This is a genomic window from Chryseobacterium sp. ISL-6, assembly GCF_018613715.1.
GTDB classification, from domain to species: domain Bacteria; phylum Bacteroidota; class Bacteroidia; order Flavobacteriales; family Weeksellaceae; genus Chryseobacterium; species Chryseobacterium paludis.
On the sequence record NZ_JAGGPT010000001.1, the window covers coordinates 878,527 to 895,977 of the forward strand.

A 17,451-nucleotide genomic window follows, 5' to 3' on the forward strand; every position below is an offset into this window, starting at 1 on the left:
TCCAGTATTGTTTTAAATATAGATAAGGCAATCGATTGCATATTTTGATTTATTTACTTTGTTTGATCAGCCATTTCACAAACTCTTCAGCTCCCTGGAAATTGGTGAAATCGGCAGGTAATTTTTTACCGTCCGTATATTCGTTGTAACACCACGGATCTCCCAGAGCGAAAACGGTTCCTTTTCCAAACTTCGCAATGGCTGCAATGTTTTTACCTTCCGCAGATAATAAAGTTTTTGCAGGCTCTTTTACAGTGATTGAACTCACTTCTTTCATGTATAATTTTTGTGCAGAAAAAACTTCATTTCCCTCTCGAACATGTACTACACCCTGTTCAAATTCTTTCCCTTGAACTCTATTGTAGCTATCGTCATTAAAATGAATCCCAAACTCTCCCGCCAGCTGGTTAAAGTGTTCAAATTCAGAATTGCCATGATCATTACTTAACAAAACCAATACCCCACCTGCTTTTACCCATTTTACCACATTTTTAATGGTCGTAGGATCTATTAAATTGGCCTTTCCTTCAAAAGCTTCTTTGTCAATATCTGCATCTACAATAATGTAAATATCTGCGTTTTTCAGGTCTGCCTGTGTAGGAGCATTTTTAAGAGAACTGATTGATGCACCCTGTTTTATAAAGATTTCTCCTAATAATGAAAACCCACCATTGGTCTTATCATTCCACGTGTAATGCCAGGATTCTATTTCCTTCGTTTCTTTGTTTTCTTTTTTTTCATTGTTGAAAAAATTATCTAAAACTACTTTTGGTTTTTTCTGTGAATACGAAAATCCGAATGTCAACATGAAGGTTCCAACTGCTAATGACTTTACTATTTTATGTTTACTCATAACTTTTATTTTTACAATATTTGTTAAGCTTCGATGTTATTTTTAAATTTTTATTTTGAATATATGATTGGAATCAATTGAATCTGCCCATCCAAACCAGAGGGTTGAACCGTCCAACCGGAGGCATCAAAGGATTTGTAATCAATATTTACAAAGTTAATCTCATGGTAGTTACGCCACTGTATTTTTTTCTGATCCATATACCGTATTCTATTGGCCATCAGATTACAAACTTCAATTTGAATGGTATTTGTACCCTTTTTTAAATATTTACCAATGCTGATTTCAAAAGGGATGCTCCAGACAATACCGGCATCTTGGCCATTTACAATCACTTTCGCACTTTCATAGAGTTTATCCAGTTTTAAGACATAATCATCTGCATTCTTTTTCCTCAGATCCAGTGAAGTAGTGTACACACCTGTTCCCGAAAAACTTTGTGTTGCAGGATCTTCTGAAAAGCTGGTCCATGGTTGAGGTTTCTTTAGTTGTTGTGATTTGGGAAGTTCGGGACCACCTTCTTTAAAGGTTAACTGCCAGGGTTGATCTAAAATAATCGGAGTCCCTGTCTTTTCAGTATAATTCCATTTCTGTACGGATGAATCAATAGTTTTACTACTTTTCAGAATTAAAGACTGTCCTGATTTCAACTGAATTCTTGCAGAATTATTCTGTATTTGTGCCATTCCGAAATCTCCGTTTTCCGGATTCATAATAATGGTCTGCTTTCCTGTATAATTTATGGGAAGAAATTGATTGATTTCTTTTGAAGTATGATTAACAATATAGTAGTATTTTCCACCCTCAAACTGTCTTCTTACAAATTTCAATCCCGTTTCTGTTAGTTTTTCTCTTTCTATTTTCAGATATTCAAGCGCTTTTGAAACATCGGAACTCAAAATAATCTTTCCTTTTCCAAATTCTGCAGTTTTTAGATTTTCACCCTGATTATTAAATAGAATTTGAGACCACAAAGATTTTAAAAGATTTCTTCTTTTTTCAACCTCAAAGTAACCCGGAATATCTTTTGGTTCATTCTGAAAAATAACTGAAGCACCATTTCTCGCTAATTCCAGAATATTATTCAACGTTGTTTCTGGTAAATACGTTAATTCGGGAACGATCAAAACCTGATAGGAAGATCCTTCTTTTGCAATTTGAATTTTATTATTGTAGGATTTTGCTTCACCAATCATTTTATCCGAGGTCATGTCAAAAGAATATCCCATTTTATCTAGTTTGGTTAGATCTTCATAAAACGGAGTTGGCTGCAGCCATTTTTCAACGTTATGAACTTTAAAGGCAACATCTTTCCCTTTTGCTGATGCCCAAGAATCATAAACTGGCCAATATATCAGCAATTCATTATCAGATTTCCCGCTCTGCAAAATACTTTGAGAACGCATAACAAAGGAATTGAGGCCACTTATATGAGGCCATAAACTATTTTCTGGAACAAAATTAACCGAAGCATAAAATAACCACCCTGGAAAAGGGACATCAGCAGGCGTATAGGTTGTACCATGATAAAAAACATGATTGATCCCAGATAAAAAAACCTGCTCAACTTCTGGTTTGGCCTGCGACCAGGAAGTTTTAAAATGTTCAGTAAGCCAGGTAAAAGTTTCATTTGAAATCAATTGCTTCCCTTTAGCATTGGCCGCCGATGAGGCAAACTTCAACATATTTATATCCGGATGATCTGCTTTTTGCACATCCAGGCTGTCTCTTCGTAAACCCGGAATATCAAAAACAGTACTTCCGAATGTTTCTGATTCCGGAATATCTACTGCTGCATACAGATCCAGTAAGTTTCCGGGTGAACCGTGCGCCTGATTTGTATTTTTAGAGTTCTTGGAATGCGCCCAGCTTGTAAACTGATCAGTAAAATTGTATAATATCAATTCACTAAGGGTTTCTCTATAATCTGATTTTACCCTTCTCGTAGTCCCGTTTTCCTCATCGTTGATCAGATATTTGATGTAAGGACTAATATCATATCCCCTTCTTTTTAAAAATTCATTCTTAAAGTCAGGGGTCCAGTCTGCATTATAGACCTCATAGCTATCATTAAAAAAAGAACGGACACCATAATTGGAATTGCCAAATGCCTTATCAAATGTTTTAAAATAATCAACCGTTGCAGCACCTGAAAAATGGTTTAATGTAAATCCTTCCCCTCCGGGAGCGGCCCTTTTTACCTTCTGAAGTGTTTTACCAGTAAAAACTGCATATATTGTCCATTTCCCGGAGTCCGGTTTCCAATTGAGAACACCATCATTTGTAACTTTATCTGTTAAAACAACCGCCTCATTTTTTTCGTTGTACGCCGTTACAATATCTAATTTTACAGTCTGTAAGTTTTTAAGTTTTTCGTCTTTAAGGAATATCTTTTCGGCTAATTTTTCACCTGATAAAAGTGCATACTTCTGAACGATCATTTTTGTGGCCGCATCCTCTTCATTTACCTGAGGTCCACCTATCGGCCACCCGGTTCCGACAGCCATATCAACACCCATCTGTAAGCTTTTTGCTTTATTCACAGTAAACTGCAGCATCTTCATCCATTCCGGACTGAGATAAGATATATATCGATTTTCAAATCCTTTTGCCCCGTAAATAGGAACGACTTCCACGCCTCCAAAACCAGCGTTACTGAGCGTTGTCAATTGCTTATCCAATCCTTTTTCATCAACTGCATTTCCCATCCACCACCACCGTGTCCATGGTTTAGCAGTGTTCGTCATTTCCGGCCACGGATTTTGTGCAGAAAGATTTCCAAACGCCAAACAAAATACACTTAACTTTATAATAGATTGAATATTCATTTTCCCATTCTTTATTTAGTTTCCATCGGGTTTCAAGGCTTCCATAAAAATACTTTCAGGCCAATGGAACTTTTCAGCAGCATCAGGTTTTTCCGGATCAAAATTCCGGTAATTTTTTGAAATAAATTGCTGCAAAGGCAAGTTTTGTTCAGTAATACTTTTTACAACACATTTTGCCAATTCATAAGCGCCATAAGTATTGAAATGAGTATCATCGGCCAAAGCTTCTGCCTGATTGGGATAAGAATTTGCCGGATAGTAAACAAATGCTTTTTTAGAGAGCTCAGGTCCCATGGCTTCGAACAGTGTTTTACTTATTTCATTTAAATCGATTAAAAAAACATTTTCTTCTTTTGCTACTTCCCGCATTGCGGAAGGATAGTCACCGAGTGTATTGACAATTTTTTTGTTTCCATCAAAAACATGACGGTTTACTGAAGTTACCAAAACCGGAATAGCTTCTAATTGCCGGGCTTTATAAATCCATTCTTTTAATTTCTCTTTATACCCGGAATTTGCTTCCAGATGGCTGTTTCCCGGCTTTTGATCATTATGTCCAAACTCAATAAACAGATAATCCCCAGGTTTTATCCTGTTCCAGATTTTATCAACACGGTGACGGCCTTCAAATGCTTTCAGCGTTTCTCCACTTTCCGCATAGTTAGCCACAACAACCTGATGCGGAATTAAAAAATAAGGAAACATCTGCCCCCATGATGCCCAAGGTTCATACAGCTGATCTACTACCGTAGAATCTCCCGTGAGATAAATCGTTTTTGCGACTTTATTGGGTTGGATTACTACAGCACAAACTTTTGGAGCTTTATCATTAAATTCGATAGTCAGCAAATTATCCCAGTGTAAATATTTTTTTTCTCTCGGTTTTAATTTCACAATCCCAATCTCATTTCCATTTTGATTACGGATGATACTGTCTTTAACATGGACGGTTATTAATTTTTCTACAACATCACCTTCTTTTGTTTTCACGTCATCCAATAGTAAACGGCGATTCTCTACGCGTACCGTTGTTTCAGAACTTCCTTTACTATCCCCCAATGTCAATTGTATGTCATAATTCCCTTCAGATAATATAACTGAAAAATAAAAAGGTCGGTCACTTGTGATAAAATCTCCTTTCAAAGCATTTCCTCCTCTGTCAACTGATTTTATATTGGAAATATCCATAAATCCATAACCTGTCTTTCTGTCAAATTTAGAATGTTCTGTGATGGGAATAAAACCGTCCTGCGTTCTGCTTCCTCCAAAATCAAATTTGAAAGTAGTTTGTTGTGCAGAAATAGATGAACAGATAAATACTGTCATAATGATTATCCAATTTTTCATAATCAATCGGTTAAAATATTCACATTCCATCATAAACTGATGATTGTCCAAAACGGTTCCCTATGTAATTTCGATCACTCTGTACTGTCAGAAGAAAACTTTATTTCCGAGCTTCATCAGAATCGTCCTTTTTATCATACAGTTTGTCAGGTGACTCTACTTTTGCTACGTTTACTTTTATTTTCTTTAAATTTTTAATGAAGTTTAGTTTTTCCAGATCGGGCTTCATTGCTTTTATGGTAAGATTTTCGAATGTGAAGTCTGATAATTGATACTGATCGGACGGATCTACCGAAAAAGCAGTTTCACAACTTATATTTATATTTTTCAGAAGAATGTTATGGGCATGTGACATTTTTGGCCCTACCTCACCTTTTAGATCAAAAAACTGATTCCAGGGTTTTACGTATAGAAAAGTTTTAACATTTCCTGTTATATTTTCGACGGTAATATATTCGTAATGCTGTGGTGTATCAGGTCTCATTTTAAGATGTAGGAGTCTGGAGGCATCTTTCACCTTAGAATTGCGTAAAACAATATTATAATTATGAATAGATTCGCTGCCACAAGTAAGCACGCTGTGACAAAATCCAAAACTGTTATCTTCAATGATGATGTTTCTGTTTTCACCATTTTGAGCATCTTTATCGGCATTCGGACCTTTTCCTCCTTTCAGAGCTATAGCATCGTCATTCACGGATAGGTAACAGTTTTTAATTAAAAAATTCTTGCATGCATCAATATCAACGGCATCTGTACTTGGTGCTTTTACAGGTTCTTTCGGAGCCAAAATCGTTAAATGCAGAAGTTTCACAAATTCACATTTATAATAATGGGTACTCCAGAAAGGAGAATTTTTTACGGTAGTATCTTCAATCTGTATATTTTTTGAATTTGATATATAGATGATACGGGGTCTCATTTCATCCATATTCGTACACTTAGGATTCCACTCCCGTCTTTTCCAAAATGCTTTCCAAAACCTTAATCCATTTCCATTTAGAGTTCCTATACCTGAAATGGTAAAACCATCCAATCCGTCTGCATTAATAAGGGCTGGAAAGTAATTGACAGTCTGTCCCTCCATCCTGGTTTTCATTACCGGATAATTGCTTATATCATCACTCCCTTTTAAGACAGCCCCTTTCTCTAGATGCAAATGGGTACCTTGTTTAAAAAAGATAGAACTTATCAGGAATGTTCCCTTAGGCACTATAATGACACCACCGCCACTTTTAGCAGCCTGGTCAATAATAGCTTGGATCTTCTTTGTCTGAAGAATGGTACTGTCATTCTCAACTCCAAAATCTGTAAGGATATATTTTTTACCTAATGTATTAATGTCCGTAGGTTTGTTTTCTTTAAACCATTCTGGAATCCGGGTTCCATCCGGGAACAGATCCTGACTTTTTACTCCCGATGAAGAGAAAAGCATTATCAACAGAAACCAATAAAAAACTGATGTATTTTGAAATTTCATAATTTATTCTTTCTTGCTATATAATTTTTGATTTTTATAGCTATTAACAAAAATATATTCGTTTTAGTGTAATGAAACCGGGTTCTGCAACCCATTTGATTGATAATATAGAACCTCAACATTAATTTCCTCTTAAATCAATTCCTCTTCTTCAGTAAGACAGTAACAAAACTATCCTGAATTTCATCTTCATAAAAATATACATTTTAGGAGCTTACGGTATCCTGCTCTTTCATGTTAACTCATCTTATAATTTTAATTCTTTTTATAATCTCTGTTTATTTCAAACAAAAAAAACAAATTTATGCAATCGATTGCTCAAATTCAACTTTACGAATCAATTTTGGGAGCAATATAGAATAGATTTATCAGTTATGCTTATAGAAAACCCATGTTTATAATAAGAGATTAAATCCGTAAATAACTGATATTGAAGCACTCAACCATCCGAAACCATATAATTTATTAAATTTTCAAAAATAAATCAAATATTGTATAAAATTACTATTTTTAAATCCCTACAATTATTAACTACAATGAAATTTATAGGATATGATGTCGGAAGCTCATCAATAAAAGCTTCTATCGTAGATAACAAAGGTAGATTAATTGCTCATGCCAAATATCCGGAAAATGAGATGTCTATTGATTCACCAAAAATTGGTTGGGCAGAACAAAATCCTGAAGAATGGTGGCAGAATTTACGGATACTGACTCAAAAGATAATTGCAGAGAGCCATATCGACAAAAATGAAATCAAAGGCATTGGAATTTCGTACCAGATGCATGGCCTCGTATTGGTGGATAATAACAGGAAGGTTCTCCGGCCCTCTATAATCTGGTGCGACAGTCGTGCAGTTGAAGTTGGTGATTCCGTTTTTCAGGAAATTGGTAAAGAAATATGTATGAAAGAATTACTAAATTCTCCTGGAAATTTTACCGCTTCAAAGTTAAAGTGGGTACAGGAAAATGAGCCTGAAGTCTATGAAAAAATCTGGAAATTTATGCTTCCGGGAGATTTTATCGCTCTTAAATTAAGTGGAGAGGCCACCACTTCCATCACCGGGCTTTCCGAAAGCATTCTTTGGGACTTTGAGAGAAATGAAGTTTCCAAAACAATGCTTACTCACTTAGGCATTGATCAATCGCTGGTTTCTGATGTAGTTGAAAACTTCAAAATACAGTGTACTGTTTCGCAGCAAGGTGCTGAGGAAAGTGGCTTACCTGTAGGAATTCCTATTTTTTACCGTGCAGGAGATCAACCCAATAATGCATTAGCACTTAATGTGATGAATCCAGGCGAGATAGCTGCTACAGGAGGAACATCCGGAGTTGTATATGGTGTTACAGACACAATACAATCCAACGAACCTGTGCGTGTCAATAATTTTGCGCATATTAATCACACCAAAGAAACCCCAAGAATTGGAAAAATGCTTTGTTTAAACGGTGCAGGTATTCAATATAGCTGGCTTCGCCACCAGGTGGATCAGAAAAGACATTCTTATCATGATCTGAATGCAATTGCCTCTGAAATTCCTATAGGATCAGATGGAATTATTGTACTCCCTTTTGGGAATGGTGCCGAAAGGGTGTTAAATAATAGGGATATCGGTGCATCTGTTTTTAATCTCAATTTTAACCGTCATAAAAGTGAGCACTTATTCAGAGCAGGTTTGGAAGGTATCGCTTATTCTTTTGTGTATGGAACAAATATTCTATTATCGGATGGGTTGCAAAATGGAATTATTAAAGCTGGTGGGGATAATTTATTCCGTTCATCCTTATTTACACAGTCGATTTCTTCGTTACTGAATACTGAAATCAGGATTATTGATTCTACAGGGTCTACTGGTGCAGCCAGAGCTGCTGCTATGGGAGCTGGAGCATTTGATAGTTTTGATGATATACTTAGTAATAAAGATATTTTAAAAAGCTATTATCCTGAGCACATCTATTATGATCAATATAAAGAAAGCTATGAAAGATGGAAAACAAAATTATTACAAATTTTAAATAATTAATTAAATTCTTGATTCATTTAATGCAATCGATTGCATTAAATGAATACAATAAATTTTAAACTAAAAAACAGATCAATGGCAATTACAACAGGCAACAAAGAGTATTTTAAAGGAATCGGAAAAATCCAGTTTGAAGGAAAGAAATCTGATAATCCCCTGGCATTTAAATATTATGATGAAAACAAAGTAGTTCGTGGAAAGACCATGAAAGAATATTTCAAATTTGCTACAGCTTATTGGCATACATTCTGTGCCACAGGAGGAGATCCTTTTGGGGTGGGAACGCAACATTTTGACTGGCTCACAGCATCAGATGCAAAACAAAGAGCTGTCGAAAAAATGGATGCAGCCTTCGAATTTTTCACAAAATTAGGTGTTCCTTACTACTGTTTCCATGATTATGATTTAATTGATGAGGCAGGAAATTTCAAAGAGTCAACAAAAAGATTAGAATTTATAACAGATTATGCCAAAGAAAAGCAGTCAGCTTCAGGGATAAAATTATTATGGGGAACTTCGAACTGTTTTTCTAACCCCAGATTCATGAATGGTGCTGCAACAAATCCTTCTTTTGATGTGTTAGCCTACGCTGGAGGACAGGTAAAAAATGCTTTGGATGCAACTATTAAATTAAGTGGTGAAAATTACGTTTTTTGGGGTGGTCGCGAAGGCTATATGTCATTATTGAATACCAATATGAAACGTGAGCAGGAGCATATGGCAAAATTTTTACATATGGCAAAAGATTATGCTCGTTCCCAAGGATTTAAAGGAACATTTTTCATCGAACCCAAACCAATGGAACCTACAAAACACCAATATGATTTTGATGCAGCAACATGTTTAAATTTCCTTCGTCAATATGATCTGTTGGCTGACTTTAAACTGAATATTGAAGTGAACCATGCTACTTTAGCACAACATACATTCGAACATGAGCTGCAGGTTGCTGCAGATAACAATGTACTGGGAAGCATTGACGCCAATCGCGGAGATTATCAGAACGGCTGGGATACAGACCAATTTCCTGTTGATTTATATGAAATGACTCAGGCGATGTTGGTGATCATCCAGGCTGGAGGTCTTCAGGGGGGAGGTGTAAATTTCGATGCTAAGATCAGAAGAAATTCTACGGATCTGGAGGATATTTTCATCGCTCATATCAGTGGAATGGACAATTTTGCAAGAGCTTTTATGGCAGCCGATACTATTTTAGAAAAATCAAAGTATTCCGAAATCAGAAAAAATAGATATTCATCATTCGATGGCGGTAAAGGGAAAGATTTTGAAGAAGGAAAATTATCACTTGCTGATCTGGCTTCACATGCTGAAGGACTTGGAGAAGTAGGCAGAGAAAGTGGTAAACAGGAATATCTGGAGAGCTTGATTAATCAATATTTATAATTAAAACTAATGAAATTATGCAAATAATAGATTCCGGTCCGCAATATTCTTCAGGATCTAAGGCGGAAATCAATATGGTGTATGTTACTATGCTTACACTAGTAGCCACTTTGGGCGGGCTTTTGTTTGGTTATGATACGGCAGTGATTTCAGGAGCAGAAAAATCAATACAAGAACATTTAGTTACTCCTCTGGGATTAAGCTCATTGGCACATGGAGCCACCATTTCCAGTGCTTTAATCGGATGTATAATCGGAGGAGCAATTTCAGGACTTATCTCCACACGGTTAGGCAGGAAGAAAGCTTTAATGCTTGCTGCATTTCTGTTTTTTATAAGTGCTTTGGGAGCTGCCTATCCAGAGTTTTTATTCTTTAAGAAAGGAGAAACTTCGATGGGTGTTTTATTGGCTTTCAATCTTTACAGAATTATAGGTGGGATTGGAGTCGGTCTTGCTTCAGCAGTATGTCCAATGTATATTGGGGAAATTGCACCAGCTGAAATTCGTGGAAGACTGGTTTCTTTAAATCAGTTTGCCATCATTTTCGGAATGCTTGTTGTGTATTTTGTCAATTGGGGAATTGCTGACGGGAAAAGTATTGAATGGATCAACCAGATCGGTTGGAGATATATGTTTTTATCACTAACCATCCCGGCTGCCTTATTTGGAATTTTATTATTTCTTGTTCCGGAAACGCCACGCTATCTCACTTTTATCAATAAAGACGAGGAGGCACTTAAAATTTTAACAAAAATAAACGGCCAGGAACGTGGAAAAGAAATATTTTCGGAAATAAAAGGGACTGTTGCAGAACATAAAAGTGACATTTTTTCTTTTGGAAAAACAGTAATCATTATTGGAATTTTACTTTCCGTTTTTCAGCAGTTTGTAGGGATTAATGTAGCTCTTTATTATGCACCCCGTATTTTCGAAAGCATGGGTGTTCATAAGGATGCCTCTATGCTGCAGACTGTAGTGATGGGACTGGTGAATGTAGTTTTTACAGTTATTGCAATTTTTACTGTCGATGAATGGGGAAGAAAACCTCTTCTCATTATTGGATCAGTAGGTATGGCCATAGGCATGTTTGCGATTGCTATTTTTTCCTATTTCCATATCATTGGTATTGCCACTTTGATATTTATCATTGTTTATACTGCTTCTTTTATGATGTCGTGGGGGCCGATATGCTGGGTTCTGATTTCTGAGATTTTTCCGAATAAAATAAGGGGAAGTGCAATAGCTATTGCCGTAGCGGCACAATGGGCAGCTAACTATCTTATTTCATCTACCTATCCTTTTATGATGGAGTTCAGCGGAGCTTTTACTTATGGATTTTATGGAGTAATGAGTGTTCTTTCTCTTCTTTTCGTTTGGAAATGGGTCCCGGAAACCAAGAGTAAATCGCTAGAAGAAATAGAGAAAATATGGCAAAAATAAACTTTGCTAGACATTTTTTTAATTACAATTTTCTACTTCTTTGTTTTTAACAAAATTATTATAATATGATTATTTAATCCATGATAGTCTATGGAATAGTTTAATTTTATTTTAAGTATAAAATACATTTTATTTCCTAGTGATTAGACATAATTTGATTAAATTTACGTCAACGATGTATATCATTTTGATATAGAAAAAACAGCAGAAAAAAAACATTTATGAATAAAAAAAGTGCCACAATATATGACATTTCAAAGAAGCTTAATGTGAGTGTGGCTACTGTTTCCAGAGCACTTAATGATCATCCGAGAATCAGCCAGGCAACAAAAGATTTGGTAAAGAAAACCGCTAAAGAAATGAATTATAAGCAGAATAATCTTGCCAAAGCTCTTAAAAGCGGAGAAACAAAAAACGTAGGGATTATTGTTCCTTATATCAATACTAATTTTTTCTCATCTGTAATTCGCGGCATTGAAGAAGAACTTTCTCCACATGGTTACCATGTAATCATCTGTCAGAGTCATGAAGATGTTACTATTGAAAAAAGACATCTCAATACTTTATTGAATGCCCAGGTAGATGGAATATTTATGTCTGTTTCAAAAACAACCATTAATACGGAGCATATTCAGAGTATTTTAGATACCAGCAATACGCCGATTATATTCTTTGACAGGAAAAAAGATATTCCGGGAATAAGTACAGTAACAATTGATGACTACCGTGGTGGTTATATGGCGACAGAACATCTGATCAAAGAAGGATATAAAAATATTTGTCATTTTGCCGGAGATCTTAACCTTGAGATCTATCAAAACCGTCTTAACGGTTATAAACAGGCATTAATTGACCATAAGTTCCAAATAAAAGAAGATAATATCATTTCTACCGGAAGTGCAATTGATGCAGGAATTGATGCTATTAAAAAACTATGGGACAAAAAGTCGGTTCCAGATGCTATCTTTTCTTCCAGTGACTTTGCTGCATTGGGAGCCTGTCAGGAATTAAAAAAACGCAAAATAAAAATTCCTGAAGAAGTTGCGGTTATAGGATTTTCTAATGAGCCCTTTACTCAGTTTATGGAGCTTCCAATGAGTTCCGTAGACCAAACTCCACTCATAATGGGAAAAATGGCAGGACAGGTATTTATTGAAAGTGTAAAAGAAAATGGATCAGGTGTTTCCATAGAAAAAAAGGTGGTTTTAGCACCTCAGCTCTATATCAGAAAATCTTCTAAAAGGAAATAGCTTTAAAGCCTCTATTTTCTCCAAAATAACAAAAGAGTTCAATACTATATTGAACTCTTTTGTTATCTATTATTTACAATTAAAATTTTATAAAGAAACTCCCCTTCTCCAGGGAATAAAATCATTCTGATTTAAAATAGCAGCTTTTGTTTTTACTTCACCACTGGCTACTTCAATTATAAATTCTAATAATTCTTCAGCTTTTTCATCAATTGTTTTTTCACCGGTAATTATGTCTCCGGTGTTAAAGTCGATGATATCGGGCATCCTTTCAGAAAGTGATGTATTGGAAGAAATTTTAACAACAGGTACAACAGGGTTTCCAGTAGGCGTTCCGAGACCTGTAGTAAATAAAACCATATTTGAACCGGATCCCACAAGTGCTGTGGTACATTCTACATCATTTCCGGGAGTACATAATAAATTCAGCCCCGGTTTTTCAATATACTCTGTGAAATCAAGAACATCCTGAATCGGAGATGAACCTCCTTTTTTAGCTGCTCCTGCTGATTTCATAGCATCTGTTATCAATCCATCTTTAATATTTCCAGGTGAAGGATTCATATCAAAGCCTGATCCTGCAGCAACAACTGATTTTTCAAAATCCTGCATTAATGTTAAAAATCTTTCAGCATCTTTTTCATTCACACAACGGTTAACCAGCTCCTGCTCTACTCCACACAGTTCGGGAAATTCGGAAAGAATGGTGGAACCACCGATTCCGGCCATTAAATCTGATAATTGTCCTAAAACCGGATTCGCGGAAATCCCTGAGAAACCATCTGAGCCGCCACATTCCAATCCCAGAACAAGTTTTGAAAGAGGTGCGGGCAACCTTTGGATTTCATTGGCCTGTTTTATTGCTTCATAAGAATCTTTGATGATACCATTCAGCATTTCATCTATAGTTCCTGATTTTTGTTGTTCGTAAACAATAATAGGCTTTTTGTTATCCGGACTTATTTTTTCTAAAGCTTCTTTAAATAAATCAACCTGTAAATTCTGGCACCCAAGACTCAAAACGGTAGCTCCGGCTACGTTCGGATTTTTAACATAGCCTGCCAATAGTCGCCCCAAAGCTTCTGCATCCTGACGAATACCACCACAACCACCCTGATGGGTGATAAATTTAACATCAATATTTTTAAAAATCCGCGAGTCCTTTTCATCTTCAATAGCAGTTTCAGTTTCAGAGTTATTCACCAATGATCTTAATAATAACTGATGCTTTGTTACTTTTTCAAACAAAAGCTCTTTTTCAAAAACTTCCTTTAAGATTTCGATATTTCTGTTTTCACAAAAAACCAGTGGAAAGAAAAGCCATACATTAGATGTCCCAACCTGTCCGTCTTCTCTATGATAACCATTGAATGTTTTGTCTTTCCATTTTTCAATATCCGGAGCGGTCCATGGAGTTATTTCCGTTTTCCCTTCAACTTTTGCACTTTGATGTTTTACATTTTCCGTAGTGATAACTTCACCTTTCTGAATAGGAAGGTTGGCTTTTCCCACGAGAACACCATACATAATGATCGCATCTCCAATTGCAAGATCTTCGGTCACGAATTTATGTTTTGCCTTTGTATTTTTTACAATATCATAAGTAAGATTACCCAAAGTAACAGTTTCCCCCTCCGTTAAATCTACCAACGCCACTGCTACATTATCCACGGGATTTACTTTCAGTACTTTCTTTTGCATAATTTCTTAAGAATTAAATTTGATAAAGTTTTTATAAGCAGTTTCAATATCATTATGATCGATTTCCCATAATGCTTTTGCTACCGCTGATTTTAAACCCTGAACTTTAGTAAGATCAATATCCCAGAAATGAGTTTCACTAAGTGCCAATTCAGCAACTATCTCATAATCTTCATTTTTCCAGATTTCTTTGAATCTGTTTATAATGAATTCCTCATCGTTCAACGGCAGTGTTTTTTCACCATAACTTCCCTGATAGAATCTGATTAAACTCGCTAAAGAAAAAATTAGGTTCAACGGTAATCTGTTATTGATCTCAAAATATTTTAAGATACTCGGAACAATTCTCACTTTAAATTTAGAAACAAAATATAAAGCGATACTTGCCTGATAATGCTTGATGAAAGGATTTCTGAACCGGTCGAAAACCTCTTCTGCAAATTCTTTCAATTCAATTTCATCTAACCCTAAAGTAGGATTAACTTCATTTGATATAGTTTCGGTTAAAAATCGGCCTATAAACTCATCATCTATAGATTCTTTTACCGTCTCCTTGCCAGATAAAATAGCTGGAGCTAACATCAAACTGTGGCCTCCGTTCAGTATCCTGACTTTTCTTAAACGGTATGGCTGGATATCATCTACCACCAATATCTGTTCGTCAATTTTATCAAAAGGAATTCTCTCCTTCAAATTTCCAGCATCCTGGATCACCCAAAGCAAAAATATTTCTGAGACCACCATCATCTGATCTTCGTAATCCAATTGACTTTCGTAAGTTTCTAAATCATCCTTTGGATATCCTGGAACAATTCGGTCCACCAATGTATTGTGAAAATAATTATTTTGTTCAATCCATTTTATAAAACCTTCTCCTAAATTCCATAGATCAGCATACTTTAAAACAATTTTTTTTAAAGCAAATGCATTATCTTCAATCAGTTCGCAAGGAATAATCCGAAGTCCTTTTTCTGTATCTCCGCTGAAATATTTAAATCTTTCATGAAGTAAAACGGTTAATTTTGCGGGAAAATTCTTGTGTGGTCCTTGATAACCGGTTTCCGATTCATCATATGTGATTCCTGTCTCTGTCGTATTTGAAAAAATAAATTCTAATTCTTCTTCTTTTGCCAGTGCTAAGAATTCATCATAATTTGTATAAGGATTGATCGATTTTTGAATCGCAGAAACCACCTGTTTGGTATCAATAATTTTTCCTTTTTTTACTCCTCTTGAGAAAAGTGTATATAAATTACCCTGTTCTTCCAGTTTATGAACAGCCCCCCCCACTGTGGGCTGAACATTTACTATTCCAGCATTAAAATCTTTCTCTTTATTTAACTTATCAATTACGTAATCTGTAAATCCCCGCATGAAATTTCCACCTCCAAACTGTACAATCTTTATAGGAAGTTTTTCTTGAGAATCCAGCAATTCACGGTTTAATTTTTGTTTTAACTGTCTTTCCATCATTATTTACTTATTACTTTATATTTAGGAACCAATGCTTTCATTACACTCCATGCAATCAGATAAGCTACTGCACATACTGAAAAAATAATCATATATCCTTTATCTATTCCGTCTGATACAATGGCTCCTGACTTTTCCAACTGTTCAAAAAAACCTTCCGGTAAACGTTGATTGACGTATTCTGGATATAGTTCCAGTAATGGAGTTCCATTAATGGTTGTCCATGCCTTATGAGCATGATCGAACAGTACCCCAGAAGATTTATTAATTAAAAATGAACCAATACCACCTGCCATTCCACCTATTCCGGTAATCGTAGCAATGGCTTTTTTGGGAAACATATCGCCTACTGTCGAGAAGATATTTGCTGACCAGGCCTGATGAGCCGCACCTGCTATCCCGATAATCACAACCGGAATCCAATAGGTTATAGAGCCCAGAGGTTGAGCAAAAAGCGCCAGCAGAGGGAAAAATGCAAAAATTAGCATGGCTTTCATTCTTCCTGTGTAAGCATTCATCCCTCTTTTTTCCACGAAATATTTAGGAAGCCACCCGCCAATAATTGAAAACAGTGTAATCATGTACAATACAAACAGGGGCAATGCACTTTGGGTACTGTCCATTTTGTAGACAGAGCTTAGATAAGCAGGTGTCCAAAATAAGAAGAACCACCAGATTCCGTCAGTCATAAATTTTCCGAAAGCAAATGCCCAGGTTTGTCTATAACTGAAACATTCTTTAAAAGAAAATATCTTTTCAGGAATATTTGAATCCACATTGGATTCATCATCCTGATCCTGCTGGATATACACTAGTTCATGTTCATTAACCTTATGATGCTCATGGGGTTTTTTATAATAGAATATCCACAATCCCATCCATAAAAAACCTAAAGCTCCGATGATAATAAATGCCCACTCCCAGCCCATCGATTTTGCTATAAAAGGAATAGTAATGGGTGCAGCTAAAGCTCCCACTGTCGCTCCTGCATTGAATATACTTGTCGCTAAAGCCCTGTCTTTTTTAGGAAAATATTCTGCCGTTGTTTTAATTGCCGCTGGAAAATTTCCTGCTTCTCCAACTGCTAATACAAAACGTGCAAAAATAAATAAGGTTACGCTGGTACTGATTACAGTTGAGACATTATCTACTGTTCCTATAATTTCTTTAGATTCTCTAAATCCTACGAACCAGCTTCCGGTAAGAATACCAGATATGGCAATCCCACAAAATGCATGTAAACAAGCACCTACAGACCAAATAGCAATTGCCCAAAGGAAGCCTTTTTTCGTATCCATCCAATCAACAAATTTTCCTGCAAAAAGCATACTTCCTGCATAGAAAATGGAGAATAATGCGGTGATATTTCCGTAATCATTATTGTTCCAATGAAATTCCGGAGCGATAAAATCTTTCCAAGTTAATGATAATACCTGCCTATCCATATAATTAATGGTAGTGGCAATGAACAATAAAAAACATATTGTCCATCTAAAACCAGTAGGTTTAGAGGATACTTCTTTTTTCATATCAATCTTTAATAGTATTGATTTTTTATTAATTTTAAAAACAAAATGGGTATAAAATACCCTTCCAAGCTATTTTTAACTAAGAATTTTTATTCGATTAAACCTTTTCCGTTTAAACCGGTA

11 protein-coding genes are annotated in these 17,451 nt (G+C 35.7%); 4 read left to right on the plus strand and 7 right to left on the minus strand.

Going from position 1 to position 17,451, the window contains the following annotated elements:
- Positions 1–49: 49 nt before the first annotated feature.
- From J7E44_RS04025 to J7E44_RS04040, 4 genes are all read right to left on the minus strand, one after another.
- Positions 50–853: a lacto-N-biose phosphorylase central domain-containing protein gene (locus J7E44_RS04025; protein ID WP_214825847.1), complete on the minus strand. Its 804-nt coding sequence runs from the start codon at positions 851–853 to the stop codon at positions 50–52.
- 50 nt (positions 854–903) lie between these two features.
- Positions 904–3,681 (minus strand): glycosyl hydrolase, encoded by a 2,778-nt coding sequence (locus tag J7E44_RS04030; RefSeq protein ID WP_214825848.1) that lies wholly within the window; start codon positions 3,679–3,681, stop codon positions 904–906.
- A 15-nt stretch (positions 3,682–3,696) separates the two neighbouring features.
- Positions 3,697–5,028 (minus strand): rhamnogalacturonan acetylesterase, encoded by a 1,332-nt coding sequence (locus J7E44_RS04035; protein WP_214825849.1) that lies wholly within the window; start codon positions 5,026–5,028, stop codon positions 3,697–3,699.
- A gap of 100 nt (positions 5,029–5,128) precedes the next feature.
- Positions 5,129–6,508 carry a rhamnogalacturonidase gene (locus tag J7E44_RS04040; RefSeq protein ID WP_214825850.1) on the minus strand — a complete coding sequence of 460 codons (1,380 nt, stop codon included), beginning with the start codon at positions 6,506–6,508 and terminating at the stop codon, positions 5,129–5,131.
- Between the two features lie 536 nt (positions 6,509–7,044).
- On the opposite strand from J7E44_RS04040, the gene J7E44_RS04045 reads away from it, so the two are divergent.
- From J7E44_RS04045 to J7E44_RS04060, 4 genes are all read left to right on the plus strand, one after another.
- Positions 7,045–8,532, plus strand: coding sequence for a xylulokinase (locus J7E44_RS04045; RefSeq protein WP_214825851.1), 1,488 nt, complete (start codon positions 7,045–7,047; stop codon positions 8,530–8,532).
- A 75-nt stretch (positions 8,533–8,607) separates the two neighbouring features.
- On the plus strand, positions 8,608–9,936 hold the full coding sequence (gene xylA / locus J7E44_RS04050; protein WP_214825852.1) for a xylose isomerase: 1,329 nt from the start codon (positions 8,608–8,610) through the stop codon (positions 9,934–9,936).
- 17 nt (positions 9,937–9,953) lie between these two features.
- On the plus strand, positions 9,954–11,375 hold the full coding sequence (gene xylE, locus J7E44_RS04055) for a D-xylose transporter XylE (protein WP_214825855.1): 1,422 nt from the start codon (positions 9,954–9,956) through the stop codon (positions 11,373–11,375).
- A 221-nt stretch (positions 11,376–11,596) separates the two neighbouring features.
- On the plus strand, positions 11,597–12,625 hold the full coding sequence (locus tag J7E44_RS04060) for a LacI family DNA-binding transcriptional regulator (protein WP_214825857.1): 1,029 nt from the start codon (positions 11,597–11,599) through the stop codon (positions 12,623–12,625).
- An 87-nt stretch (positions 12,626–12,712) separates the two neighbouring features.
- On the opposite strand, the gene J7E44_RS04065 is transcribed toward J7E44_RS04060, so the two are convergent.
- From J7E44_RS04065 to J7E44_RS04075, 3 genes are read right to left on the minus strand one after another with little or no spacing between them, the layout of a single operon-like run.
- Complete coding sequence (locus J7E44_RS04065; protein ID WP_214825858.1) at positions 12,713–14,326, minus strand: UxaA family hydrolase; 1,614 nt, start codon at positions 14,324–14,326, stop codon at positions 12,713–12,715.
- 6 nt (positions 14,327–14,332) lie between these two features.
- On the minus strand, positions 14,333–15,799 hold the full coding sequence (locus J7E44_RS04070) for a tagaturonate reductase (RefSeq protein ID WP_353050439.1): 1,467 nt from the start codon (positions 15,797–15,799) through the stop codon (positions 14,333–14,335).
- Entirely contained in the window at positions 15,799–17,328 is a 1,530-nt protein-coding gene (locus tag J7E44_RS04075) for an MFS transporter (protein ID WP_214825859.1), read from the minus strand. Before J7E44_RS04075 ends, J7E44_RS04070 begins: the two co-directional genes overlap by 1 nt.
- Between the last annotated feature and the right edge of the window lie 123 nt (positions 17,329–17,451).

Bases quoted from the DNA above. Each gene is read 5' to 3' on its own strand.
- J7E44_RS04025 (WP_214825847.1), bottom strand. From the start codon at position 853: ATGAGTAAACATAAAATAGTAAAGTCATTAGCAGTTGGAACCTTCATG.
- J7E44_RS04030 (WP_214825848.1), bottom strand. From the start codon at position 3,681: ATGAATATTCAATCTATTATAAAGTTAAGTGTATTTTGTTTGGCGTTT.
- J7E44_RS04035 (WP_214825849.1), bottom strand. From the start codon at position 5,028: ATGAAAAATTGGATAATCATTATGACAGTATTTATCTGTTCATCTATT.
- J7E44_RS04040 (WP_214825850.1), bottom strand. From the start codon at position 6,508: ATGAAATTTCAAAATACATCAGTTTTTTATTGGTTTCTGTTGATAATG.
- J7E44_RS04045 (WP_214825851.1), top strand. From the start codon at position 7,045: ATGAAATTTATAGGATATGATGTCGGAAGCTCATCAATAAAAGCTTCT.
- xylA (WP_214825852.1), top strand. From the start codon at position 8,608: ATGGCAATTACAACAGGCAACAAAGAGTATTTTAAAGGAATCGGAAAA.
- xylE (WP_214825855.1), top strand. From the start codon at position 9,954: ATGCAAATAATAGATTCCGGTCCGCAATATTCTTCAGGATCTAAGGCG.
- J7E44_RS04060 (WP_214825857.1), top strand. From the start codon at position 11,597: ATGAATAAAAAAAGTGCCACAATATATGACATTTCAAAGAAGCTTAAT.
- J7E44_RS04065 (WP_214825858.1), bottom strand. From the start codon at position 14,326: ATGCAAAAGAAAGTACTGAAAGTAAATCCCGTGGATAATGTAGCAGTG.
- J7E44_RS04070 (WP_353050439.1), bottom strand. From the start codon at position 15,799: ATGATGGAAAGACAGTTAAAACAAAAATTAAACCGTGAATTGCTGGAT.
- J7E44_RS04075 (WP_214825859.1), bottom strand. From the start codon at position 17,328: ATGAAAAAAGAAGTATCCTCTAAACCTACTGGTTTTAGATGGACAATA.